This is a genomic window from Bhargavaea massiliensis, assembly GCF_050480245.1.
GTDB lineage: Bacteria > Bacillota > Bacilli > Bacillales > Anoxybacillaceae > Anoxybacillus.
The window spans coordinates 159,962-184,795 of record NZ_JBCNEQ010000019.1 but is presented as its reverse complement, the minus strand read 5'-3'; the positions used below and the strand labels follow the sequence as shown (position 1 = coordinate 184,795).

The window sequence follows — 24,834 nt, the reverse complement described above, 5'->3', positions numbered from 1 at the left end:
TATCGTTACTTTCACATCTTATGATGTCAGTCATCAAACGGTGAGCGGAAAATGAAAAAAGACACCCCTTGAGGTGTCTAGTCGTCGACATCAATTAAAATCATATCTGATCCGATCTTTTTTACATGGCTCCATGGTACGCGTATATCTGTTCCATCTTTCCGAAAGCCAAACCATTTTGTTGTTGGAATTAAGAGTGCTTGAATTTGACCTGTTCGTTCATTAATTTCTAAATCAGTCTGTCCTAAAATACCGAGCCGCTCTGCTCGTTTCATATCGACAATTTCTTTCCCGCTCAACTCACTTAATCGCATATGATTCCCCCTTTCTTTATCATTGTAGAAAAAAGGCATAAAAAAATGCCTGCAAGTTCATTGTTGCAGGCTTTTTGGCAACTTTCCTTCCGGGCTGATTAGCGCAACAGAGAAGTCATCTGTAAAAATCGTTTGCGCCATGCGGTCAACGCTTTCCTTCGTCACGCGATCAATGCTTTCAATCATTTCATCGAGCGAACGATGGCGACCAAGCAACAACTCATTTTTTCCGTTGCGACTCATTCGACTGTTTGTACTTTCTAAACTTAACATTAAATTTCCTTTCATTTGTTCTTTGCTATTTTCTAGTTCTTTTTCAGTAATTCCATCTTGTTTTAATTGTTCAATCGTTTGTTGAATCGTCTCGAATAAAAGATCAAGCTGCTGGCTACCTGTGCCTCCGTAAATCGCTACCATTCCCCCGTCACGATATGCGGAATGATAAGAGAAAATGGAATAAGCTAACCCACGTTGCTCACGCACTTCTTGGAAAAGGCGGCTGCTCATGCTTCCCCCTAAAATGTTGTTTAAAATAATTAAGCTATAAATATCTTCATGACCAATCGGTAGTCCGTTAAATCCGATACATACGTGCGCTTGTTCTGTATCTTTTTTACGCGCCATTTTATTTGGATAAAATGTTGGCGTCATATGCGTATCGTTTCCTTTTTGTCTCGTAAACGAACCAAAGTAAGCTTCTACTTGTTGAATAAACGATTCATCGACATTCCCTGCGATCGAAATGACGACCCGATCTGGAGTATACGTTTCGTACATGTATTGCCGCAACGTATCGCCTGTAAATGTCGCCAATGTTTGTTCCGTTCCTAAAATCGGGTAGCCGAGCGGATGATTGCCGTAACTTGCTTTGCTAAGTAAGTCATGAACGAGATCATCTGGCGTATCTTCATACATTTTAATTTCTTCAAATACAACGTTTTTCTCTTTTTGTAGCTCTTCATCAACAAACGTAGAGTGGAAAAACATGTCGGCTAGTATATCTAAAGCAAATGATGCATGCGTATCTAATACTTTTGCGTAATAGCACGTATATTCTTTCGACGTAAACGCATTGACTTGACCGCCAATGCGATCGAACGATTCCGCAATATCGCGCGCTGTGCGCGTTTTCGTTCCTTTAAAAAACATATGTTCAAGAAAGTGTGAAATACCGTTGTTTTGTTCATTTTCATTGCGTGATCCGGTGCCAATCCAAATGCCGATCGCCACGGATCGAACCGTTGGAATGTGTTCGAGTACAACTCTTACCCCGTTTTGACACGTATATGTTTTAATCAAGTCCCTTCCTCCTACTTTTTACAATTCTTTCCTCACTTAATAATGTGGACACATTGTCAATTGCGTATTCTTGTTTTTGTAATGATTGAATTAACGGCTCTAACGCCTTTACCGTTGATACGGTCGGATGCATTAAAATCATCGCTCCGTTGTGCACTTTTGATGTTACTCGTTCCACTATAACAGAAGGTGATGGTTTTTGCCAATCAATTGTATCGACCGTCCATAAAATCGTGTACATCCCAAGCTCATGGGCAATGTATACGACATCATCACGATAACTGCCGCTTGGCGGAGCAAATAGACGAGGTTTTATTCCTGTTGCCGCCTCAATTGCATCATTTGTTTTGACAATTTGTTCCCGAATGGCTTGTTTACTCATCGTTTTCATATCTGGATGATTGTATGAATGATTGCCAATTTCATGCCCGGCATCTGCAATCATTTTCGCTAGTTGTGGATTTTCTTTTACCCAACGCCCTTCTAAAAAAAACGTTGCACGTACGTTGTATTTTTCAAGAATATGTAACATACTTGGGATATGTTCGCTTCCCCATGCAACATTAATTAAAAACGAGACCATCGGTTTATCGGGATGCCCTCGGTAGATGGGCGATGGGGGCAAATCAGATAAGTGAATAGACGGCGATACTTGTTTATATACAAGCTGTTGTTCAGAAAATATCCCATTTCGCTTCATTCGCTTATATGATGCCTCAACATCTACGACTAGCCCATTATATCCAGGAATGGCTTTCCATACAGCATCTACCTTCGCATTTTGCGCAGGAATATTATACTGCTCTGCTCGCTCCGTAATTTGAATGTATAGCGGATCGCTTTGTTTTGCCACCGTCACATGCCGTAACTCATGGATGTACGTTGTCGTCCATGGGTTTTGTACAATCATAGCTGCCATACATATGATCATCGTTAAGAAAAACGCTCGCCGCACGCTTCATCCCCTCCTTTTCTAATAAAGAGGGTATGTATAAGAGGGACAAGGTAGAACGAGCATGAAAAAATTTTACACACAGCAAAGAAGCCAAGGGGATGCGAACCCAAGGCTCCAATTTTATTGCTCGGCTTCTTTTTGACTGCGTAACACCGCTTTACGTGATAAGTTGACACGGCCTTGTTTATCGATTTCTGTCACTTTTACTAAAATTTCATCACCGATCGAAACGACATCTTCTACTTTTCCGACGCGTTCTTCAGCTAGTTCTGAAATGTGGACGAGGCCGTCTTTTCCGCTAAACAACTCGACAAACGCCCCAAATTTTTCGATTCGTTTCACTTTTCCTAAATATACTTGTCCAACTTCCACTTCGCGGACGATATCTTCAATAATCTTTTTCGCCTTTTGATTCATTTCTTCGTTTACAGACGAAATGAAAATTGTACCGTCTTGTTCAATATCAATTTTTACGCCAGTTTCTTCAATAATTTTGTTAATTTGCTTTCCGCTCGGACCGATGACGTCACGAATTTTATCTGGGTTAATTTGCATCGTTAAAATTTTCGGCGCATATTTCGATAATTCTTTGCGCGGTTCACTAATCGTTTGCATCATATGTTTTAAAATTTCGAGGCGACCTTTGCGCGCTTGTTGCAACGCTTCTTCTAAAATTTCACGCGACAATCCTTTAATTTTAATATCCATCTGCAAGGCGGTAACTCCTTTTTCCGTACCAGCCACTTTAAAGTCCATATCGCCAAGGTGGTCTTCCATGCCTTGAATGTCCGTTAAAATCGTATAATGTTCGCCACTTTTCACAAGCCCCATCGCAATACCAGCAACCGGCGCTTTAATTGGCACTCCCGCATCCATCATGGCAAGCGTACTCGCACAAATGCTCGCTTGCGATGTCGAACCGTTTGATTCTAACACTTCAGATACAAGGCGAATTGTATATGGAAACTCTTTTTCAGATGGAATGACCGGCTCAAGCGCACGCTCACCAAGCGCTCCATGTCCAATTTCACGACGGCCTGGCCCACGCATTGCTCCCGTTTCTCCAACAGAAAACGGTGGGAAGTTATAATGGTGCATAAATCGTTTCGTTTCTTCAATGCCAAGCCCGTCTAAAATTTGTACATCGCCAAGTGCTCCAAGCGTACATACGCTAAGCGCTTGCGTTTGACCGCGTGTAAACAAGCCGGATCCGTGTGTACGTGGTAAAAGTCCAACAGCTGACGAAAGCGGGCGAATTTCATCGACTTTTCGTCCGTCTGGACGCACTTTTTCTTCTGTAATTAAGCGACGCACTTCTTCTTTCACAAGTTTATATAAAATTTCTTTTACTTGCTTAATCGTTTCTTCGTCTGCTTCTTGCTCTTCATATGAAGCAACAACTTCCGATTTTAATTGTTCGATCGCTGCTTCACGCGCCAATTTTTCTGGTACTTGAACCGCACGTTTAATCTCACCCTCAACGCGAGCGCGAATTTCTGCTTCAAGTTGGGCATCGAGTTCATAGAGAACGACTTCCATCTTTTCTTTGCCGACTTTCGCTGCGATGTCCTCTTGAAATGCGATGAGCCGCTTAATTTCTTCATGGCCGAACATAATGGCTTCAAGCATAATTTCTTCCGGTACTTCGTTTGCCCCTGCTTCAACCATGTTAATTGCGTCTTTTGTCCCTGCAACAACAAGGTGCATATCGCTTTGTTCCATTTGTGCGACAGACGGGTTAATGACAAACTCCCCATTGACGCGACCAACTGTCACTCCTGCAATCGGTCCTTCAAAAGGAATATCGGAAATCGTCAATGCTAGCGAAGAACCAAACATGGCTGCCATTTCTGGTGAGCAATCTTGATCTACACTCATGACCATGCTGACAACTTGCACTTCGTTACGGAATCCTTCAGCAAATAGCGGACGAATTGGCCGGTCGATGAGACGGCTCGCTAAAATGGCTTTTTCGCTCGGACGCCCTTCTCGTTTAATAAATCCCCCCGGGATTTTACCGACGGCATATAAACGTTCTTCATAGTTGACCGTTAACGGGAAAAAGTCAACGCTTTTTGGCTCTTTCGATGCTGTCGCTGTGCTTAATACGACCGTATCACCGTAGCGAACTAATACAGCCCCGTTTGCTTGCTTAGCTAATTCGCCAATTTCAACGGTTAACGGCCGACCTGCCCAGTCGATCGAAAATACATGTTTTTCTTGTTCCATATAAACCGAGTACCCCTCTCTATGTACAAATCAAAAATCATATTTGTTTTAGTATAATCAAATATCGGTGCAAATACTAATAAAAAGCGGGAATGCTCCCGCTTTTTACTTATCGGCGTAATCCGAGTTTGTTAATCAATTCACGATAACGGTTGATGTCTTTGTTGCGTAAGTACGTAAGTAAGTTACGACGACGACCAACCATTTTCAAAAGACCGCGACGAGAATGATGGTCTTTACGATGAACGCGTAAATGATCGTTCAAGTTGTTAATTTGCTCTGTAAGGATAGCAATTTGTACTTCAGGAGAACCTGTGTCAGTTTCGTGAATTTTGAACTGGTTGATGATCTCGTTTTTACGCTCTTGTGTTAATGCCATCCTTGTTCACCTCCTCTTTTTTCAGCCCCAATTACCGAGCAAACGGCGGTGACTCGTATTGCCCAGCAATGGTTAACATACATTAAACAGAATACATGTTTTTTCGATAAAATGCAAGGGGGTTTTGAAAATATTCGCGTGCCGCTTGCGCATCGCGATGAATTTGTTCAATCAACTCTTGAATAGAAGAAAACGCTCGTTCATCACGCAATCGTTTATGCCATTGGATCGATACGCTCGCACCGTAAATGTCTGCCGAGAAATCGAATAAATACACTTCAATCGTTGGTTCTTTCGGTTGTTGTGCGTGAAATGTCGGTTTATACCCGACGTTACACACTCCTGTCCACGTTTTTTCGTCGATCGTGACCGTTACCGCATATACTCCAATACGCGGAATGATGTAATCATCGTCAAGCGCAACATTTGCCGTTGGAAATCCGATCGTTCTCCCACGTTTATCCCCATGAACAACTGTGCCCGTCACTTCATATAATCGACCAAGCAAATGCGGAAGTTGCTCAACGTCCCCTTCAGCTAACCGCTGGCGAATATATGTCGAACTAATTTTCTCTTCACCAAACGTCTGTTTTGGAATGACCGTTTGCGTAAATTGTTCACGGGAATGAAACGGCAATGTTTCCATCGTTCCTTTCCCTAAGCGACCGTACGTAAAGTCAAATCCTGCTACAACGTGTTTCACACCGAGTCCGATGATATATTCATCGACAAATTGTTGTGGTAACAAATGGGCAAATTCTGGTGTAAATTCAACGACGTATAAATAATCGATGCCAAGTTTGGCAATTTGCTTTTCTTTTTCTTTTAACGGTGTAATAAAACGAATATGTTGCTGTGAGCGTCCAAGCACGACAGACGGATGCGGATGAAACGTCATGACCGCGCTTTTATATTTGTTACGATCTGCGATTTGTTTTGCCGTTTGAATAACTTTTTGATGCCCGAGATGGACGCCATCGAAATAACCGAGCGCCATAACAAGCGGATGATCGTTTTTTTCTTTTAACGGATGGGAGAGCCAAATGGTTTTCATCGTTTTCACCTACAATACTTTTAAAGGCTTCATATAACTTTGTTTTGTCGGATGAGGCATGTAAATCGCTACCGCTTTGCCCATTTCGTTGATCATCAACAGCTGTTCAGGCATCGACAACGGTGCAGGAAGAACAGCGCCATTTTTCACTTTTTGTTCTTCCTTTCGATCGATTCGATACGTTGGCAAATGGGCTAACGCTCGTTCAATCGGCAAAAGCAACGTATGCGCTGTACCATTTTCCATATGTTGTTCAATATCGGCAAATGTCACGCATTCATTAAGTGGAAACGCCCCTGACGCCGTACGAACAAGATGTGACATATGCGCTGGATAGCCGAGACGTTCCCCGATTTGCACCGCAAGGGTACGCACATACGTCCCTTTACTACATGTCACACGAAAGCGAAACGATATACGTTCACCTATAAAAATGTCTCGGTCATCAAGAAGTTGTAGCTCATAAATGTGGACGTTTCGCTTCGGTCGCTCAACGTCAATACCAGCGCGTGCGTACTCATATAGCTTTTTTCCATTGACTTTTACCGCAGAATACATCGGTGGAATTTGTTCAATCTCCCCTGTTAACTCAGCAAAAACACGCTCAATTTCATGACGAGTAATCGGTCGTTCGATTTGTTTTATAGAGACGATGTCGCCTGATGCGTCTTCCGTTGTTGTCGCAATGCCTAACGTCACTTCTCCTTCATACGTTTTTTGTTCTGCTGTTAACAGTTCAACAATTTTCGTCGCTTTGCCGATGCAAATCGGCAGCACACCAGATACATCGGGATCGAGCGTTCCTGTATGACCAACTTTTTTTGTTTGGAATAACTTGCGAATGCGCATGACACAATCGTGTGACGTCATGCCCGCAGGTTTATGTAACAATAACACTCCGTCCATCGCTTCACCTCTAAAATAGCGGAAATGGATAGACGCATGTCTATCCATTATTCTTCTTTATGTTCTTTTTCTTCGGAAATTTGTTTAATTAAACTTTCAATTCGTTGTCCGTAATCGATCGTTTCATCAATTTCAAAATAAATTTCTGGCGTTTTGCGCAAGCGAATGCGCTGACCGATTTCGGAGCGGATAAAGCCCGTCGCTTTCGCTAATCCTTTTAACGTATTTTTCTTTTGTTCTTCATCACCGAGAACAGAAATATATACTTTCGCTTGTTGCAAATCGCCTGTTACCCGGACATCTGTCACAGTAACAAAACCGATGCGCGGGTCTTTTAGTTTGCGTCCGATAATATCACTTAATTCTTTTTTCATTTGTTCGCCTACACGTGTGGCTCGCAAACTCATCATCATCACCTCAATTAAAACCACTCAAATGTTGTTACCGTTCGTTCGATTTCTGGAAACGAATCAATAAATTGCAACGCACGCTGAAGCTCTTGTTCTGTGGCAGTCCGCTCAGCTGTAACCGCTACAATGCCGAGCTTCGTTCGTTGCCATACGTTTTGATAATCTACTTCGGCTACGGATATATTATATTTTTGTTTGAGCCGTGTGACAACACGCTGCAACACGGCTCGTTTTTCTTTTAATGATTGGACGTCGTAAATGATGCATTCACATTCGACGTATCCGATCATTTCCGTTCAACTTCTTGCATAATATATGCTTCGATGACGTCGCCTTCTTTAATATCGTTAAAGTTTTTAATCGTTATGCCGCACTCGTATCCTTGAGCGACTTCTTTCACATCATCTTTGTAACGTTTTAATGTGTCAATTTGCCCTTCGTAAACGACGATGCCTTGACGGATGAGGCGCACGCTGCTGTCACGCGTAATTTTTCCATCTGTCACATAGCAACCTGCGATCGTGCCGACTTTCGATACTTTAAATGTTTGACGAACTTGCGCTTGACCGATCACTTTTTCTTCGTACTCCGGATCAAGCATTCCTTTCATCGCTGCTTCAATTTCTTCAATGACTTTATAAATGATGCGATGGAGACGAATATCTACTTTTTCCGCTTCAGCTACGCGTTTCGCGTTTGCATCTGGACGAACGTTAAAGCCGATGACAATAGCATTCGATGCGGATGCAAGCATAATGTCATATTCCGTCACTGCTCCAACACCAGAGTGAATAATTTTGACGCGCACACCTTCTACTTCAATCTTTTGCAACGCCGCAACGAGCGCTTCCACGGAGCCTTGTACATCCGCTTTGACGATAATGTTTAATTCTTTCATTTCGCCTTGCTTAATTTTTTCAAACAAGTCATCTAGGCTCACGCGAGCTTTGACGCTTCGTTGTTGCACAATTTGTTTTTGCGCACGCGCTTCACCAATTTGACGCGCTTTTTTCTCATCTTCAAATACCATGAAACGATCGCCGGCTTGTGGCACTTCGTTTAATCCCGTAATTTCAACCGGTGTGGACGGACCAGCTTCTTTTACACGACGACCAAGATCGTTCGTCATCGCCCGCACACGTCCGTACGTGTAACCGACAACAATCGGATCGCCGACGCGCAACGTACCTGATTGAACGAGAAGCGTAGCAACCGGTCCGCGACCTTTATCGAGCTTCGCTTCAATCACTGTTCCTGTCGCACGACGATTTGGATTTGCTTTTAATTCTTCCATCTCGCTAACAAGCAAAATCATTTCAAGCAAGTTGTCAATTCCTTCACCCGTTAACGCCGATAATTTACAATAAATCGTATCTCCGCCCCATTCTTCTGGAACGAGTTCGTACTCCATTAATTCTTGCATGACGCGGTCTGGATTTGCTGTCGGTTTATCGATTTTATTGACCGCTACAATGATTGGGACGTTCGCTGCTTTGGCATGGTTAATGGCTTCAACAGTTTGTGGCATCACTCCGTCATCTGCTGCGACAACGAGAATGACGATGTCTGTCACTTGCGCTCCGCGTGCACGCATCGTTGTGAACGCTTCGTGACCAGGCGTATCTAAAAACGTAATTTTTTTGCCGTTGACAACAACTTGATATGCACCGATATGTTGCGTAATGCCTCCCGCTTCTTGCTCGGTAACTTTCGTATGGCGAATCGAGTCAAGCAACGTTGTTTTTCCGTGGTCAACGTGTCCCATAATCGTTACAACAGGCGGACGTTCGACTAAATCTTCTGGGTTATCGACAATTTCAATTGTCTCAAATTCTGTTTCATCGATCGTTACTTTTTCTTCTACTTCCACGCCGTAATCGGAGCAGATTAACTCGATCGCATCTTTATCCAAATCTTTGTTAATCGTTGCAATAATGCCGAGCATAAATAACTTTTTAATAATTTCTGAAGGCTCTTTGCCTAGTTTTTTCGCTAGCTCAGCGACCGTTAATGAGCCTTCAAATGTAATTTTTTTCGGAAGCTCTTTTTCCTTTTTCTTTTGTACTTCTTGTTGTGGAGCTTGCTGAGGTTTTTGTTTTTTATTTTTTTTGTTATTGAAAATTTTCTTTTCTTTTTGTTGAATTTGCAAGTCGTGTTTTTTCCCTTCGCGATTTTTTACTACTGCTTTTTTAATCGGCACTTTCTTTTGAATGACTTCATCGTCATCTTCTTCAAATTGTTCTAAAACAGGTTTTTTGACAGGTTCCTTTTTTTCTTCTGTTTTCATTTCTTGTTTTTGCTCTTGTTTTTGTTCTTGTTTAAACGAACGTTCTAATTGTGCTACGACATCCGCTTCAATCATCGTCATATGGCTCGATACGTCGACGTTCATTTCTTTTAGCTTATGAATCACATCTTTACTTGACACATTATGTTTTTTGGCATATTCATATACACGCATTTTTGACATACATTCACCCCCAAAATGTTAGAGCATCGTTTTCAGCTTTTGTGCGAATCCTTCATCCGTAATCGCTACAACAACTCGTGCTCCTTTTCCAATCGCCCAACCTAATTCGTGACGATTGTCCACGTAACAAAGCGGAACGCGATAAAACGCACATTTATCGGAAATTTTTTTTCTTGTATTTTCTGACGCATCTTCCGATAAAATGACAAGCTTCGCGCGCTTACGCTGAATCTCTTTCACAACAAGCTCTTCTCCCGAAATGACTTTGCGCGCCCGATTCGCTAATCCGAGAAAAGAAGCCCACGGTTTATGATTCATTTGTTTCTCCGTTCTCCTTTTCAGCGAGCTGTAATAGCTGTTCATAAATGGAATCGTCAATTGTCGCTTTCAAATGATGCGCTAAAGTATTTTTCTTTTTCGCAAGCAAAATGCATTCTTTGCTTAACGTAATGTACGCACCGCGTCCAGCTTTTTTTCCTGTTGGGTCAATCGACACGTCGCCTTCTTTCGAACGAACAATGCGAATGAGCTCTTTTTTTGGCTTCATTTCCCCTGTGACTACGCATTTGCGCATCGGAACTTTTTTCGGCATGTTATTCCACCTCACTAATCTCCTCTTCGTCTACTTGGAGCGATGATGAAGAACGAGGGTAAATACCTAGTTGCTCTGCTTCAGACTGACTTTTAATATCAATTTTCCAATTTGTTAATTTCGCTGCTAAGCGAGCATTTTGTCCACGCTTTCCGATCGCAAGCGATAGTTGATAATCCGGCACAATAACCGTCGTTGCTTTTTCTTCTTCGTTAACGATGACGTCAAGCACTTTTGATGGGCTTAACGCATTAGCTACAAATTCGACAGGATCCGCGGACCAACGCACAATATCGATTTTTTCGCCTTTTAACTCGTTCACAATTGCTTGTACCCGTTGTCCTTTTGGTCCGACACATGCACCAACCGGATCGACTTCTGGATTATCGGAATGAACAGAAATTTTTGAGCGATCCCCTGCTTCACGCGCGACAGATTTAATTTCTACCGTTCCGTCATAAATTTCTGGTACTTCTAATTCAAACAACCGTTTTAGTAGCCCTGGATGCGTGCGTGATACGTAAATTTGTGGACCTTTTGTCGTTTTTTCCACTTTTGTAATGTACACTTTAATGCGGTCGTGCGGCTTATATGTTTCATTCGGCATTTGTTCGCTCACCGGAAGCAACGCCTCAATTTTACCGAGGCTGACGTAAATAAATTTCGAGTCCGTCCGCTGTACAATGCCGGTCATAATATCTTCTTCACGATCAACAAATTCGGCGTAAATGACGCCACGTTCCGCTTCACGAACGCGCTGCGTTACGACTTGCTTCGCTGTTTGGGCAGCGATGCGCCCAAAGTTTTTCGGCGTCACTTCAATTTCAACGATGTCGCCTACTTGATAGTTCGGATTAATTCGCTTTGCTTCGTCGAGAGAAATTTCTAAGCGTGAATCATACACTTCATCTACTACTTCTTTGCGCGCAAATACGCGAATCGTTCCCGTTTCTTGATTAAAATCAACGCGAACGTTTTGCGCTTGATTAAAATTACGTTTATAAGCGGACACGATCGCCGCCTCAATCGCTTCAATTAACACTTCTTTACTAATGCCTTTATCGCGCTCGAGCGCTGTTAAGGCATCTAACAATTCTGTATTCATGAACCGGTCGTCCCCCTTTAATGTGAATTAAGAGAAAATGACAGCTAGCCGTGCACTAGCTACTTTTTCGTACGGAATCGTTACCGTTTTTTTCTTTGTTTTCACTTTCACTTCTAACGTCACCGTTTGCCCGTCAAACGCTGTTAACGATCCTTCAAATTCTTTTTGGCCATCAATTGGTTCATACGTTTTGACATAAACGTTTTTCCCGACAGCGCGCTCGAAATCTTTCGTTTTTTTGAGCGGACGCTCTGCTCCCGGTGATGATACTTCTAAAAAGTAATTGTGTGGAATTGGATCAACTTCATCAAGCTTTTCACTTAGCCGCTCACTAACGACACCGCATTGATCGATATCAATTCCCGTTGGTGAATCAATAAAGACACGTAAAAACCAACTTTTTCCTTCTTTCACATATTCAATGTCGACAAGTTCTAACCCCATCTCTGTCACAATCGGGGTAACGAGCTCCTCAACGATGTGCGTGACTTTCTTCATGTCGGTCCTCCTAACTGCAAGAAAATCCCTTGCAACGGCAAGGAATCTCGAATCAATACGAAAGAGTGGGTTTCCCCACTCTTTTTGTCCATTATCTTTACCATTTCCTCTAGAACTATAACATATTGGCAAAAAAATTGCAACTCATTCAAAAGAGCGACAATTGATTGTGATCTGGTAGCGACTGCAAGCATCCACGGCTTTCGAGATATTCTAAAATCGTTTTTGAAACTTTGCCTCGTTGTTGCAAATCTTCTTTCGATAAAAACTCCCCTTCTTCACGTGCTCGCACAATGCTGTGGGCAACGTTTGTCCCTAGTCCAGGAATGGCATTAAACGGTGGAATAAGCGAATTTCCGTCAATGATAAACTCTTTTGCTTGTGAACGATACAAATCAATATTTTTAAACGAAAAACCTCGTTCACACATTTCAAGAGCAATTTCAAGCACAGTTAACAAGTTTTTTTCTTTCGCAGACGCATCAAGCCCTTTTGCTTGAATTTCCTCAATGCGTTTGCGAATGGCAGCAGACCCTTGAATCATGACGTCCAAATCAAAATCTTCTGCACGCACTGTAAAGTACGATGCGTAGTAAAGAAGTGGATGATGCACTTTAAAGTATGCGATGCGCACCGCCATTAACACGTAAGCAGCGGCATGCGCTTTCGGGAACATGTATTTAATTTTTTTACATGATTCAATGTACCATTCTGGCACATGATGTTTGCGCATTTCTTCTTCAAATTCCGGCGTTAATCCTTTTCCTTTACGAACGGACTCCATAATTTTAAATGCTAACGATGGCTCTAAACCGCGATAAATTAAATACACCATAATGTCGTCGCGACATCCGATCACTTCTGATAACGTACACGTTCCGCTTTGAATAAGCTCTTGAGCGTTACCAAGCCAAACGTCCGTCCCATGTGATAATCCTGAAATTTGCACAAGCTCCGAAAACGTCTTCGGTTTCGTTTCTTCTAACATTTGACGAACAAAGCGCGTACCGAACTCTGGAATGCCAAGCGTACCGGTATTGCACATAATTTGTTCAGGTGTCACACCGAGCGACTCCGTACTGCTGAAAATTTTCATCACTTCTGGATCGTCGGTCGGAATGGTCTTCGGATCAATACCGCTTAAATCTTGCAACATCCGAATGACCGTCGGATCATCGTGTCCGAGAATGTCTAACTTCAATAAATTATCGTGAATGGAATGGAAGTCAAAATGCGTCGTCCGCCATTCCGCTTCTATATCGTCAGCTGGGTATTGAATTGGCGTAAAGTCATAAATGTCCATGTAATCTGGAACAACGATAATGCCCCCTGGGTGTTGACCTGTCGTCCGTTTGACTCCCGTGCATCCTGCTGCTAAACGATCAATTTCTGCCGCGCGTACATGAAGGTTTTTATCGCTTATATACCCTTTGACAAATCCATACGCCGTTTTGTCGGCAACGGTACCAATCGTTCCAGCACGATATACGTTATCTTCACCGAATAGCACTTTCGTATAGTTATGCGCTCGCGGTTGATACTCGCCTGAAAAGTTTAAATCAATATCTGGAACTTTATCGCCTTTAAACCCTAAAAACGTCTCGAACGGAATATCGTGACCATCTTTATTGTACCGCGTGCCACATTTTGGACAGTCTTTATCTGGCAAGTCAAATCCCGAGCCGACCGAACCGTCATCGAAAAACTCGGAATGTTTGCAGTTCGGGCAAACGTAATGCGGTGGGAGCGGGTTCACCTCTGTGATTTCGGTCATCGTTGCGACAAACGACGAACCAACCGAGCCACGCGATCCAACAAGGTAACCGTCATCAAGCGATTTTTTTACGAGTTTATGAGAAATTAAATAAATGACCGCAAATCCGTGGCCAATAATGCTTTTCAACTCTTTTTCCAATCGTTTTTCAACGATGTCCGGGAGCGGATCACCATAAATGCTTTTTGCGCGCTCATAGCTCATTCGGCGAATTTCTTCGTCCGCTCCTTCAATTTTTGGCGTATACAATTCATCTTTAATCGGTTTGACTTCTCCAATTAAATCGGCAATTTTTTTCGTATTTGTTACAACAATTTCTTTTGCTTTTTGTTCACCGAGAAACGAAAACGCCTCTAACATTTCGTTCGTTGTACGAAAATGAACATCCGGCAATTCGTGACGATTTAACGGATTACTACCAGACTGTGAATGAATTAAAATTTTGCGATAAATTTTGTCTTCTTTATTGATATAATGTACGTTTCCTGTAGCGACAACCGGAATGCCGAGCCGTTCGCCAAGTTGCACAATATTTGTAATAATTTCTTTTAGCGCGTCCTCATCGCGCACATATTCCATCGCAATAAGCGGTGCGTACACTTCTGGCGGATGCACTTCAAGGAAATCATAAAACGGGGCAATCGCCTCTGCTTCTTCGATTCCTTTTTGCATCATCGCTTCAAATAGCTCGCCTTTATCACAGCCTGATCCGACTAAAATACCTTCGCGATGTTGTTGCAATACCGAACGCGGAATGCGTGGAACGCGATAAAAATAATGCACATGTGAAAATGATACGAGTTTAAATAAATTTTTTAACCCAACTTCATTTTGTACAAGCAACGTTGCATGAAACGGGCGAGATCGTTGAAACGCTCCTTGCTCTTTTGATGCTTCGTTTAGCTGATCAAGATATTGGATTCCTTTTTCATCAAGCTCTTTCAACAAATGAATGAGCAAATACCCTGTCGCTTCCGCATCATAAATGGCACGATGGTGTTGAGTTAATTCAATATTAAACTTTTTACAAAGCGTATTTAAGCGATGGTTTTTTAGCTCTGGGTATAAGTAGCGAGCAAGCTCCAACGTATCAATGACGGGGTTTTTCACTTTGCCGCGATTGATTTTTTTAAATCCTGCATTTAAAAAGCCAATATCAAACGTTGCATTATGGGCAACGAGCACGCAATCGTCAATCCAATGGTAAAACTTTTCCAATACTTCTTCGACGTCTGGTGCGTCTTTTAACATGTCATCTGTAATTTTTGTTAATTCAATAGTTGTCGCAGAAAGCGGATGATGCGGGTTAGCAAACGATTCAAAACGGTCGATAATTTCCCCGTTTTTCACTTTTACTGCCGCTAACTCAATGATGGTGTCATATACAGCAGAAAGCCCCGTCGTTTCCACGTCAAATACGACAAACGTATCGTCCATGAGCCGTCGATGCGCTTCATTATAAGCGATCGGTACGCCATCGTCGACAATATTTGCCTCTAGTCCATATAAAATTTTTACACCGTATTTTTTTCCTGCACTATACGCTTCAGGAAACGATTGAACGACGGCATGATCCGTTACGGCGATCGCCTCATGTCCCCATTTTTTCGCTTGTTCAACAAGCTTTGTAACGGAAGCGACAGCATCCATTTGGCTCATTTGGGTATGAACATGCAATTCCACGCGCTTTTCTTCCGCTGTATCTTGACGTTCATTTGGTTTCACTTCATTTAAATCGTTCGCAATAAGTACAAGGTCGCGTACAAACGTGTCGTTTTGCACGCTCCCGCGCACTTTAACCCACATTCCTTTTTTCACGCGTTGCATCAATTCCGCATCTTCTTTATCGCGTGAAAACATTTTCACAAGAATAGAGTTTGTATAGTCTGTCATTTTTAACGTCAATAACGTTCGTCCGCTTTTTAGTTCTTTTGCTTCAGCATCAAAGACGTATCCTTGCACAACGACACGCCGTTCTTCTTCCACAATTTGATCAAGTGGACGAATATGTTCTTCCTCTTTAATTTGATAGCCGATGACAAGCGGACCGCTTTCTTCGCTTACGTTAGACTGCTCTTGTTTCGGCATTGCTTCCATAAACGCAGCTAATGCTCGCTCTTCATCTTCTTTTTGCTTTTGAGCTAAAAATTTTTCAAATTGTTGTTCATCATGCTTCACATCAGCTTCTAATTGTAAATGCGGAAAGCCGAATGAAGCATACGTCTCGGCAAATATTTCCGCAAATCGTTTTTTTAAAGCAATCGCTTCTGCTTCATTGCGTGCTTGGACAATTACTTTCGTTCCTTTGACGTGCGGTTGCTGCTCTATCAGTAGTGAAAGAAGAGGCGAGCTTTGTTGAATCGTCTCCACAAACATCGGCCAATACGATATGACGTCTTCAGCGGTAAACGTTTGATCTTCCGCTTCAATCGTACATTGCACATGGGCGATATGACGAAATTGCTCGATTAATCGTTTGCGAAATTGTGCATATACGTGTGCTCGTAAAATCGCAGGAAATTGAAAATAAAAATGCCAACATTTCGTTCGTTTGTCGACAACAACTTTTTCAATTCGTCCATGCGCTAAGTCATTTGCCATGTTAGAAGAAGAAAGTTGCAGCTGCTGCAGTAAAATGGAAAACCGTTCCTTTTGTTCTTCTCTCATCGTTGTTCGTTACAAAATAATGTAACGGTACACCTCCCCGTCTTTTTTATACATCGTTTGGGAGTGATAGACGACAGAAAGAGGGGGAGCCCCCTCTCTATCGCTTATAAGTAACGGCGCAACGTTTCAACTAATTGCGACACGTGTACTTCTTCTGTTTCACCTGTTTGTCGTACTTTTACTTCAACTATTCCTTCGCCTGCGCGTTTTCCAACCGTTACACGCACAGGTAAACCAATTAAATCGCTGTCAGCAAATTTCACCCCTGGACGCTCTGCCCGATCGTCATACAACACTTCAAATCCTTCTTGTTGCAAACGGATGTACCATTCGTCTGCAAGTTCTCGCTGCTCGTCCACTTTCGGATTGACAGAAATTAAATGAACATGGAACGGTGCCACGGCTGTCGGCCAAACGAGCCCATGCTCATCATTATGCTGTTCAGCAATGGCGGCAAGCGTACGAGACACACCGATGCCGTAGCATCCCATAATCATCGGCTGCGTGCGTCCATTTTCATCTAAATACGTGGCATTCATCGCTTCGCTATAACGTGTTCCAAGTTTAAATACGTGGCCAACTTCAATGCCGCGCGCAAAACGAATCGTTCCTTTTCCATCTGGCGACGGATCCCCTTCTTGAATGAAACGAACATCCGCATATTGCGCAACAAAGTCACGGTCTGGGTTGACCCCTTTATAATGATAGTGTGCTTCATTTGCTCCACATACGCCGTTGACAATCGCTTTTACCGCATGGTCAGCTAAAACGAGTACATCATCGCTCACGCCGATTGGACCGAGCGAACCAACTTCACAGTTCATTACTTGTTTCGTTTCATCTGGTGTTGCTAATTCCACAACAGTTGCTTCTAATATATTTTTCACTTTCACATCGTTAACCTCATGATCGCCGCGAACGAGAACGAGCACGTAACGATCGTCCACTTTAAACAGTAACGACTTGATACATTTTTCTTTTGGCACTTGAAGGAATTGGCTCACTTCTTCAATCGAACGTTGTTCTGGCGTATGCACTTTCTCAAGCGGTGCATGCGGTTCATCGCTTCGCTCATATGTCGTAATGACTGGCGCCATTTCAATGTTCGCCGCATAATCAGACGAATCTGAGTATGCAATTGTATCTTCTCCGACATCGGATAAAACCATAAATTCGTGTGTATCTTTTCCACCCATGGCGCCAGAATCGGCAATCACGGCACGGAAATTTAATCCGCAACGACGGAACACGTTTGCATATGCTTCGTACATTTTATTGTACACTTCATCTAAACTTTCTTGTGAAGCATGAAACGAATACGCGTCCTTCATAATAAACTCACGGCCACGAAGCAAACCGAAACGCGGACGTTTTTCGTCACGAAACTTTGTTTGAATTTGATAAAGCGTAAGCGGCAAACGTTTATATGACTTCACTTCATCGCGAACGAGCGCAGTGATCACTTCCTCATGTGTCGCACCGAGCGCAAAGTCGCGATCATGGCGATCTTTTAACCGCATTAATTCCGGTCCGTACGAATACCACCGTCCCGATTCTTGCCATAATTCCGCTTGTTGGAGCGCTGGCATCAACAGTTCAACAGCGCCAGCGCGCTCCATTTCTTCACGAATGATCGCTTCAATTTTTTGTAATACACGTTTACCAAGTGGCAAAAAGCTATATACTCCGCTTGCATTTTGGCGAATGAAGCCGGCGCGAAGCAGCAGTTGATGGCTTTTAATTTCCGCATCTGCCGGCACTTCACGTAATGTAGGAATAAACGACATACTTTGTTTCATCTCTTGCACCTCTTACTTCATTGATCTATAGGAAAAATTTTTGAATATCGTTCCATGTGACAACAAGCATAAGCAACATTAAAAGGGCAAAGCCGATAAAATGCACAATTCCTTCTTTTTGACGATCAATCGGCTTTCCGCGCAACGCTTCAAGCGCAAAAAACATTAAGCGTCCACCATCGAGCGCAGGAAGTGGGAGCAAGTTAATAATCCCTAAGTTAATGCTTAAAATAGCTCCCCATTTCATTAAGTAATACACGCCAGATTGGGCGACTTTATGAGTCGACACCGCAATGCCAACAGGTCCAGATAACATATCAAACGAAAATTTCCCTGTCAATAAATGACCTAAACCAACGATAATTTCTTTTGTCCAATAATACGTTTCTAACGCCCCTTGTTTAATCGCCCCAACAACCGATTTTTCCATCGGTCCGTACACGCCGATCAACCCGATTGTCTCGCCTTCTATCGTTCTCTTTTCTGGTGTGACAGTGAGATCGAGCATTTGACCGTTGCGATTCACTTGGAATTGAAGCGGTTTTTCAGGGCTTTTACGAATGATTGCGACGACATCTGTCCATGAAGACATCGGTTGCCCGTCAATCGAAACAACGACGTCTCCTTGTTTTAATCCCGCTTGGCGTGCCGCTCCATCTTCTGTCAGCTCACCAATGATCGGTTTGTCAACAGGATACCCTTGCAATAAGCCGATAAGAATAAAGATGACAAGCGCTAAGATGAAATTCATAAGTGGTCCGGCAAAAATGGCCATCGCACGCTGTCCGAGCGTTTTTGAACCGAATTGGCGATCGTACGGTGCAATTTGCACTTCTTCGCGAGCAATAACGATGTAAGCTGGGTCACTTAACTCAAAACGTTGTAAGCGATCATCGCCATCTTCATAACCTTCAATATATAACCCGTGTTCAAAATCAGCTCGTTCGACTTCAATCATTTTCGCATCTGGATATTCGTCTTTATGACTGACGATCACTTTTTTCACTTTGCCGTCTGAATGAAACAATAAGCCGACAACTTGACCGCGCTTGACATCAATCATCTCCGGGTCTTCACCCGCCATGCGTACGAAACCGCCGAGCGGAAGCAAACGAATCGTATACGTCGTTTCCCCCTTTTTCATCGAGAACACTTTCGGACCGAATCCAATCGCAAACTCACGGCATAAAATACCCGCTCGCTTGGCGAAAATGAAATGACCTAATTCATGAAAAAACACAAGCGTACCAAAAATAACAATAAACGCAATAGCCGTCTCCAAAATTTCAACCACCTTTTACATTTGTAGTGATTTTACATATTGTCGCGTTTCGCAATCGACTGCGCGAATCGTCTCAAGATCTGGATGAGCAATCGGTACGTGCCGCTCCATCGCTTGTTCAATGCATTGCTCAATGGCCAAAAACGATATTTTTCCAGCTAAAAAGGCAGCCACTGCTTCTTCATTTGCTGCGTTTAATACGGTTGGCATCGTTCCACCTATTTTTCCTGCTTCATAAGCAAATTGTAAACAACGGAACCGGTTCATGTCCACTTTTTGAAAATGTAACGTTGCCACTTGCGCGAAGTTTAGCCGTTCAATATGGAGTGGAAAACGATCTGGATATGTTAACGCATATTGAATAGGTACGCGCATATCTGGTGTTCCGAGTTGAGCGATAATGCTTCCATCGTGAAATTGCACCATTGAATGAATAATACTTTCTTTATGTAATAGTACGTCAATTTGCTCATACGGTAAATGAAACAGCCAATGCGCTTCAATGACTTCAAGCCCTTTGTTCATCATCGTTGCAGAATCGATCGTAATTTTTGCTCCCATCGACCAATTCGGATGTTTTAACGCTTCCTCAACCGTCACATGTTGTAGCTGCTCGCGCGTGTGGTCGCGAAAACTACCACCAGATGCTGTTAAAATAATACATTCGACATTTTTTTGTTGTTCTCCTTGCAAACATTGAAAAATAGCAGAATGTTCACTATCAACCGGCAAAATTGTTACTCCATAATCGGTTGCATGCTTCATGACAAGATGCCCAGCGGTAACTAACGTTTCTTTATTGGCTAACGCGATCGTTTTTTTTGCTTCGATCGCTTGTAACGTAGGCACTAATCCGACACTTCCTACAACCGCATTGACAACAATGTCCGCCTCTTGAACAGTCGCCACTTCTATAAGTCCATCTTCACCAAAAACGATGCGCACGCGTCCCTTATATTCACTTTGTAACCGTTCAGCATCTTCTTTTTGAGCGACACATATAACTTTCGGAGAAAATTGCTCAATAATGATTCTTGCTTGTTCAATATTTCGTCCAGCTGAAAAAGCAACGAGATGGAACGCATCACGATGAGTACGAATGACGTCTAGCGTTTGCATCCCGATCGAGCCAGTCGCTCCTAATAAACTAATTGCTCGCAAACTGTCCACTCCTTTTTAAGCAATAAGGTAAAACAAATGTAAAATCGGCAAAATAAATAACAAACTATCAAAACGGTCTAGAATGCCACCATGCCCCGGTAAAATGGCCCCCGAATCTTTTACTCCATAGTGGCGTTTAAACGCTGACTCAACTAAATCACCTAACTGACCGAAAATTGATAAGACGACCGTTGCAATAAGCAACAGAAGGAAAGATGGTGCAAACGGAGATAGCCACTCATACACGCTTACGACAAGAAGCGCGCATAAAATACCGCCAATGGCACCCTCAACTGTTTTATTTGGGCTAATATGCTCCCATAGCTTTCGTCTTCCGAACGCACGACCGATAAAATACGCCCCGCTATCCGTTGCCCAAATTAAAAATAACGCATAAAAAATATAAGACAATCCTGCTTCTCGCACTTGTAAAAAGGAATAAAATCCGACGCCTACATATAACAAAGAAGCAATCATAAAGCCTGCATCGTCGAACGTAAACGCATTTTTTGAAATGACCGTATAAATGAGCAACAAAAAGAGTGTAACGATGAGAATCCATATGTTTATCATATGCTTATATGGATATAAAAAGAGCCATAATGCAAGAAAACTAACGATGCTTGGAAACGAAAAGAGCGAAAGACGTTTCATGCGAATAAGCTCAAATAAACCAATCGTCGCTAACGCATACGTTAAAACGAGAAATGGCCATTGGCCGTATATAACAATAGGTAAAAAGACTGAAGCTGCAATCACTGCTGTCACAATTCTTTGTTTCATACGAAATTATACGCCTCCAAATCGGCGGCTTCGTTGTTGAAATTCATGCACCGCCTGTAAAAAATGTTGTTCTGTAAAGTCTGGCCATAATACATCTGTAAACCAAAACTCTGTATATGCCAACTGCCAAAGCATAAAATTGCTTAAACGAATTTCTCCGCTTGTCCGAATGAGCAAGTCGGGATCTGGTAAATCGTTTGTCATTAAATATGAATGAAACAGCTGTTCACTCACATCGCTTGCTTGAATCGCTCCATTTTGCACATCGTCAATAAGTTTTTGAACCGCATGCACGATTTCCGCGCGGCTTCCGTAGTTTAGCGCAAAATTTAAAATTAAGCCGGTATTTTGTTTTGTTTCTTTCATCGCTTGTTCGACTGCACGTAATGTATGTAAAGGAAGTTGATCTTTATGTCCCATGACGCGCACTTGCACATTTTCTGCGATTAACTCAGGTAAAAAGGTGTTTAAAAATTGTTCAGGCAACTGCATTAAATAATCAACTTCTGTTTTCGGTCTCTTCCAATTTTCTGTTGAAAACGCGTATAGCGTTAACACTTTCACACCTAGTTCGTTCGCAAAGCGCGTAATTTTCCGCACCGTCTGCATGCCTTCATAATGCCCAGCCATACGCGGCAACGCATGCTTTTTCGCCCACCGCCCATTTCCGTCCATGATGATCGCGACATGTGCAGGAATCGGTCCCTGTAAAATAGATTCTTTTGCATATCCTTCTTCTTTGTTTTTCCATCTTTTCATCTTTTCAAACATAAGCGCATATCCTCCAGCTCTCGTCCATCGTAATTAGGCTGTGCGTCCTATTTCGTAATTATAACAAAAAACCCTCTATAAACATAGAGGGACTTATACTTCCATCACTTCTTTCTCTTTTTCTTTCGTAATCGCATCAATTTTTGCGATGTGATCGTCAGTTAATTTTTGAATATCTTCTGTATATCCACGCAATTCATCTTCTGTAATCTCGCCGTTTTTCTCTAGCTTTTTCAACTCATCATTTGCATCGCGACGAATGTTGCGCACAGCAACTTTCGCTTCTTCCGCATATTTTTTCACTAACTTAACAAGTTCACGACGACGCTCTTCTGTAAGCGGCGGAATGGCGATACGAATGACGGAACCGTCATTTGAAGGTGTTAACCCTAAATCTGATGCTAAAATGGCTTTTTCAATCTCTTTTAATACCGACTTGTCATACGGTTGGATAACAAGAAGGCGCGCTTCTGGCACTTGAATGCCGGCTAACTGAATAATTGGCGTTGGCATACCGTAATAATCCACTGTAATTTTTTCTAACAACGCAGGATTGGCACGACCTGCACGAATCGTTGCGAGTTCACGAGAAAAAGCTTGGACAGCTTTATCCATTTTTTCTTTCGCGCTTGTTAATACTTGCATGTTATTTCCCCCTTACAATTGTTCCGATATTTTCGCCTAATACAGCACGTTTAATATTGCCTTCTTCCATAATCGAAAAGACGATGAGTGGGATATCGTTATCCATACATAACGATGAAGCAGTCGAATCCATAACGCCTAGTCCTTGCTTGATAACATCTAAATAAGATAGCTCATCATACTTGACGGCGTTTTTGTCTACTTTTGGATCGGCACTATATACACCGTCTACATTGTTTTTCGCCATTAAAATGACGTCTGCTTCAATTTCAGCGGCACGAAGCGCAGCTGTCGTATCTGTTGAAAAATATGGGTTCCCTGTTCCGGCAGCAAAAATGACGACACGTTTTTTCTCTAAGTGACGAATCGCTCTTCTTCGAATGTACGGCTCTGCCACTTGGCGCATTTCAATGGACGTTTGCACGCGCGTTTGTACACCGAGTTGCTCTAGGCTATCTTGGAGAGCGAGCGAGTTCATCACCGTCGCTAACATGCCCATATAATCGGCTGTAGCGCGATCCATCCCCATTTCACTGCCAATTTTTCCACGCCAAATGTTTCCTCCTCCAACAACAACGGCAACTTCCACTCCAAGTTCTGCTACTTCTTTTACTTGTTGCGCAATGGATTTAATGACAGACGGATTAATTCCAAATCCTTGATCACCAGCTAATGCTTCACCACTTAATTTTAAAACGACACGTTTATATTTTGGGCTTTCCATTGTAAACCTCCATACCGTTCTTTAAAAATAGGGAACACATATGTGTTCCCTATTTGTCTTCATTACTTACGAACTTGGCTCATAACTTCTTCAGCGAAGTTATCTTGACGTTTTTCAATGCCTTCGCCTACTTCGTAACGGATGAAGCTTTTCACAGTTGCGCCATTTGATTCTACAAATTGACGTACTTTCACATCCGGATTTTTTACAAAGTTTTGCTCAAGTAAGCAAATGTCCTCAAAGAATTTGCCTAAACGACCTTCAACCATTTTTTCGACGATATTTTCTGGTTTTCCTTCATTTAATGCTTGTTGTTTTAACACTTCGCGCTCGCGAGCAATTTCATCAGCCGATACTTCATCGCGAGAAACGTATTTTGGATTGATCGCTGCAATGTGCATCGCTACATCTTTTGCTACATCATTATTTGTTGTGCCTTCTAAGACAGTCAATACGCCGATGCGACCACCCATATGCAAATATGCACCGAATGCAGCATTATCGCTTTTTTCCACAACAGCGAAACGACGCAACGTAATTTTTTCACCAATTTTAGCAATAGCTGCGTTAATGTGCTCTTCTACTGTTGCACCGTTATCCATTTTTTGTTGTAATGCTTCTTCTACTGTTGTAGGCTTATGTTTTAATAAATGGTCTGCTAATTCTTTTACTAATGTTTTAAATCCCTCGTTTTTCGCAACGAAGTCTGTTTCAGAGTTTACTTCTAAAATAACTGCTGTATTTCCATCAACTTCAATTAATGTTGTTCCTTCAGCTGCGATGCGATCTGCTTTTTTCGCCGCCTTCGCCATTCCTTTCTCACGAAGCCAGTCGATTGCTTTTTCCATATCGCCGTTTGTTTCTGTTAACGCCTTTTTGCAATCCATCATTCCTGCGCCTGTTTTTTCGCGCAATTCTTTTACCATTTGAGCAGTAATTGCCATGTTAAACATCCTCCTTTTTTGTACGCAAGATCGTATGTACACAAACCGTGATGGCTTGCATGCTTAGTATGCC

Annotated in this window: 23 protein-coding genes; all 23 read right to left on the bottom strand. The window is 42.4% G+C overall.

The window, feature by feature from the left end; all coding sequences use genetic code 11:
• Positions 1 to 77: 77 nt before the first annotated feature.
• Positions 78 to 314, bottom strand: a complete 237-nt coding sequence (locus tag ABEV15_RS05650) for a YlmC/YmxH family sporulation protein (protein ID WP_429631889.1) — start codon at positions 312 to 314, stop codon at positions 78 to 80.
• Between the two features lie 57 nt (positions 315 to 371).
• Positions 372 to 1,613, bottom strand: a complete 1,242-nt coding sequence (locus tag ABEV15_RS05645) for a M16 family metallopeptidase (RefSeq protein WP_498852602.1) — start codon at positions 1,611 to 1,613, stop codon at positions 372 to 374.
• Complete coding sequence (locus tag ABEV15_RS05640; protein ID WP_498852613.1) at positions 1,606 to 2,532, bottom strand: polysaccharide deacetylase family protein; 927 nt, start codon at positions 2,530 to 2,532, stop codon at positions 1,606 to 1,608. The genes ABEV15_RS05645 and ABEV15_RS05640 overlap by 8 nt, the downstream gene beginning before the upstream one ends.
• A gap of 156 nt (positions 2,533 to 2,688) precedes the next feature.
• Positions 2,689 to 4,797, bottom strand: a complete 2,109-nt coding sequence (gene pnp, locus ABEV15_RS05635) for a polyribonucleotide nucleotidyltransferase (RefSeq protein ID WP_429631885.1) — start codon at positions 4,795 to 4,797, stop codon at positions 2,689 to 2,691.
• A gap of 109 nt (positions 4,798 to 4,906) precedes the next feature.
• On the bottom strand, positions 4,907 to 5,176 hold the full coding sequence (gene rpsO, locus ABEV15_RS05630) for a 30S ribosomal protein S15 (RefSeq protein WP_429631883.1): 270 nt from the start codon (positions 5,174 to 5,176) through the stop codon (positions 4,907 to 4,909).
• Between the two features lie 82 nt (positions 5,177 to 5,258).
• Positions 5,259 to 6,230 (bottom strand): bifunctional riboflavin kinase/FAD synthetase, encoded by a 972-nt coding sequence (gene ribF, locus ABEV15_RS05625; protein ID WP_498852601.1) that lies wholly within the window; start codon positions 6,228 to 6,230, stop codon positions 5,259 to 5,261.
• 9 nt (positions 6,231 to 6,239) lie between these two features.
• Positions 6,240 to 7,136, bottom strand: a complete 897-nt coding sequence (truB, locus tag ABEV15_RS05620) for a tRNA pseudouridine(55) synthase TruB (RefSeq protein WP_498852600.1) — start codon at positions 7,134 to 7,136, stop codon at positions 6,240 to 6,242.
• A gap of 47 nt (positions 7,137 to 7,183) precedes the next feature.
• Positions 7,184 to 7,543, bottom strand: coding sequence for a 30S ribosome-binding factor RbfA (gene rbfA / locus ABEV15_RS05615; protein ID WP_003394813.1), 360 nt, complete (start codon positions 7,541 to 7,543; stop codon positions 7,184 to 7,186).
• Between the two features lie 14 nt (positions 7,544 to 7,557).
• On the bottom strand, positions 7,558 to 7,836 hold the full coding sequence (locus ABEV15_RS05610; RefSeq protein WP_429631876.1) for a DUF503 domain-containing protein: 279 nt from the start codon (positions 7,834 to 7,836) through the stop codon (positions 7,558 to 7,560).
• Positions 7,833 to 10,016: a translation initiation factor IF-2 gene (gene infB, locus ABEV15_RS05605; RefSeq protein WP_498852599.1), complete on the bottom strand. Its 2,184-nt coding sequence runs from the start codon at positions 10,014 to 10,016 to the stop codon at positions 7,833 to 7,835. Before infB ends, ABEV15_RS05610 begins: the two co-directional genes overlap by 4 nt.
• Before the next feature lie 18 nt (positions 10,017 to 10,034).
• The gene (locus ABEV15_RS05600) at positions 10,035 to 10,334 is read right to left on the bottom strand and encodes a YlxQ family RNA-binding protein (protein WP_429631872.1); all 300 of its coding nucleotides are present in this window, start codon (positions 10,332 to 10,334) and stop codon (positions 10,035 to 10,037) included.
• The gene (gene rnpM / locus ABEV15_RS05595; protein ID WP_429631870.1) at positions 10,324 to 10,608 is read right to left on the bottom strand and encodes an RNase P modulator RnpM; all 285 of its coding nucleotides are present in this window, start codon (positions 10,606 to 10,608) and stop codon (positions 10,324 to 10,326) included. The genes ABEV15_RS05600 and rnpM overlap by 11 nt, the downstream gene beginning before the upstream one ends.
• A 1-nt stretch (position 10,609) precedes the next feature.
• A complete protein-coding gene (gene nusA, locus ABEV15_RS05590) occupies positions 10,610 to 11,713 on the bottom strand; it encodes a transcription termination factor NusA (RefSeq protein ID WP_429631868.1) in 1,104 nt (367 codons plus the stop codon).
• Positions 11,714 to 11,740: 27 nt separating this feature from the next.
• Positions 11,741 to 12,211, bottom strand: coding sequence for a ribosome maturation factor RimP (gene rimP, locus ABEV15_RS05585; RefSeq protein WP_498852598.1), 471 nt, complete (start codon positions 12,209 to 12,211; stop codon positions 11,741 to 11,743).
• A gap of 148 nt (positions 12,212 to 12,359) precedes the next feature.
• On the bottom strand, positions 12,360 to 16,652 hold the full coding sequence (locus tag ABEV15_RS05580) for a PolC-type DNA polymerase III (RefSeq protein WP_498852597.1): 4,293 nt from the start codon (positions 16,650 to 16,652) through the stop codon (positions 12,360 to 12,362).
• A 104-nt stretch (positions 16,653 to 16,756) separates the two neighbouring features.
• Positions 16,757 to 18,451, bottom strand: coding sequence for a proline--tRNA ligase (locus ABEV15_RS05575; RefSeq protein WP_498852596.1), 1,695 nt, complete (start codon positions 18,449 to 18,451; stop codon positions 16,757 to 16,759).
• A 25-nt stretch (positions 18,452 to 18,476) separates the two neighbouring features.
• Positions 18,477 to 19,733 carry an RIP metalloprotease RseP gene (rseP, locus tag ABEV15_RS05570; RefSeq protein ID WP_498852595.1) on the bottom strand — a complete coding sequence of 419 codons (1,257 nt, stop codon included), beginning with the start codon at positions 19,731 to 19,733 and terminating at the stop codon, positions 18,477 to 18,479.
• Positions 19,734 to 19,748: 15 nt separating this feature from the next.
• Complete coding sequence (gene dxr / locus ABEV15_RS05565) at positions 19,749 to 20,894, bottom strand: 1-deoxy-D-xylulose-5-phosphate reductoisomerase (protein WP_429631858.1); 1,146 nt, start codon at positions 20,892 to 20,894, stop codon at positions 19,749 to 19,751.
• A 15-nt stretch (positions 20,895 to 20,909) separates the two neighbouring features.
• The gene (locus ABEV15_RS05560; protein WP_429631856.1) at positions 20,910 to 21,677 is read right to left on the bottom strand and encodes a phosphatidate cytidylyltransferase; all 768 of its coding nucleotides are present in this window, start codon (positions 21,675 to 21,677) and stop codon (positions 20,910 to 20,912) included.
• 6 nt (positions 21,678 to 21,683) lie between these two features.
• On the bottom strand, positions 21,684 to 22,448 hold the full coding sequence (gene uppS, locus ABEV15_RS05555; protein WP_429631854.1) for an undecaprenyl pyrophosphate synthase: 765 nt from the start codon (positions 22,446 to 22,448) through the stop codon (positions 21,684 to 21,686).
• A gap of 93 nt (positions 22,449 to 22,541) precedes the next feature.
• Positions 22,542 to 23,093 carry a ribosome recycling factor gene (frr, locus tag ABEV15_RS05550; protein WP_429631852.1) on the bottom strand — a complete coding sequence of 184 codons (552 nt, stop codon included), beginning with the start codon at positions 23,091 to 23,093 and terminating at the stop codon, positions 22,542 to 22,544.
• A gap of 1 nt (position 23,094) precedes the next feature.
• On the bottom strand, positions 23,095 to 23,817 hold the full coding sequence (pyrH, locus tag ABEV15_RS05545) for a UMP kinase (RefSeq protein WP_009732917.1): 723 nt from the start codon (positions 23,815 to 23,817) through the stop codon (positions 23,095 to 23,097).
• Between the two features lie 62 nt (positions 23,818 to 23,879).
• Positions 23,880 to 24,761 carry a translation elongation factor Ts gene (tsf, locus tag ABEV15_RS05540; RefSeq protein ID WP_429631849.1) on the bottom strand — a complete coding sequence of 294 codons (882 nt, stop codon included), beginning with the start codon at positions 24,759 to 24,761 and terminating at the stop codon, positions 23,880 to 23,882.
• Positions 24,762 to 24,834: the final 73 nt, after the last annotated feature.

Bases quoted from the DNA above. Each gene is read 5' to 3' on its own strand.
- truB (WP_498852600.1), bottom strand. From the start codon at position 7,136: ATGGACGGAGTGTTATTGTTACATAAACCTGCGGGCATGACGTCACAC.
- pyrH (WP_009732917.1), bottom strand. From the start codon at position 23,817: ATGGAAAGCCCAAAATATAAACGTGTCGTTTTAAAATTAAGTGGTGAA.
- uppS (WP_429631854.1), bottom strand. From the start codon at position 22,448: ATGTTTGAAAAGATGAAAAGATGGAAAAACAAAGAAGAAGGATATGCA.
- rpsO (WP_429631883.1), bottom strand. From the start codon at position 5,176: ATGGCATTAACACAAGAGCGTAAAAACGAGATCATCAACCAGTTCAAA.
- ABEV15_RS05610 (WP_429631876.1), bottom strand. From the start codon at position 7,836: ATGATCGGATACGTCGAATGTGAATGCATCATTTACGACGTCCAATCA.
- ribF (WP_498852601.1), bottom strand. From the start codon at position 6,230: ATGAAAACCATTTGGCTCTCCCATCCGTTAAAAGAAAAAAACGATCAT.
- ABEV15_RS05560 (WP_429631856.1), bottom strand. From the start codon at position 21,677: ATGAAACAAAGAATTGTGACAGCAGTGATTGCAGCTTCAGTCTTTTTA.
- ABEV15_RS05640 (WP_498852613.1), bottom strand. From the start codon at position 2,532: ATGGCAGCTATGATTGTACAAAACCCATGGACGACAACGTACATCCAT.
- tsf (WP_429631849.1), bottom strand. From the start codon at position 24,761: ATGGCAATTACTGCTCAAATGGTAAAAGAATTGCGCGAAAAAACAGGC.
- ABEV15_RS05600 (WP_429631872.1), bottom strand. From the start codon at position 10,334: ATGAATCATAAACCGTGGGCTTCTTTTCTCGGATTAGCGAATCGGGCG.
- ABEV15_RS05575 (WP_498852596.1), bottom strand. From the start codon at position 18,451: ATGAAACAAAGTATGTCGTTTATTCCTACATTACGTGAAGTGCCGGCA.
- infB (WP_498852599.1), bottom strand. From the start codon at position 10,016: ATGTCAAAAATGCGTGTATATGAATATGCCAAAAAACATAATGTGTCA.
- rimP (WP_498852598.1), bottom strand. From the start codon at position 12,211: ATGAAGAAAGTCACGCACATCGTTGAGGAGCTCGTTACCCCGATTGTG.
- rbfA (WP_003394813.1), bottom strand. From the start codon at position 7,543: ATGAGTTTGCGAGCCACACGTGTAGGCGAACAAATGAAAAAAGAATTA.
- rnpM (WP_429631870.1), bottom strand. From the start codon at position 10,608: ATGCCGAAAAAAGTTCCGATGCGCAAATGCGTAGTCACAGGGGAAATG.
- frr (WP_429631852.1), bottom strand. From the start codon at position 23,093: ATGCAAGTATTAACAAGCGCGAAAGAAAAAATGGATAAAGCTGTCCAA.
- ABEV15_RS05650 (WP_429631889.1), bottom strand. From the start codon at position 314: ATGCGATTAAGTGAGTTGAGCGGGAAAGAAATTGTCGATATGAAACGA.
- pnp (WP_429631885.1), bottom strand. From the start codon at position 4,797: ATGGAACAAGAAAAACATGTATTTTCGATCGACTGGGCAGGTCGGCCG.
- nusA (WP_429631868.1), bottom strand. From the start codon at position 11,713: ATGAATACAGAATTGTTAGATGCCTTAACAGCGCTCGAGCGCGATAAA.
- ABEV15_RS05580 (WP_498852597.1), bottom strand. From the start codon at position 16,652: ATGAGAGAAGAACAAAAGGAACGGTTTTCCATTTTACTGCAGCAGCTG.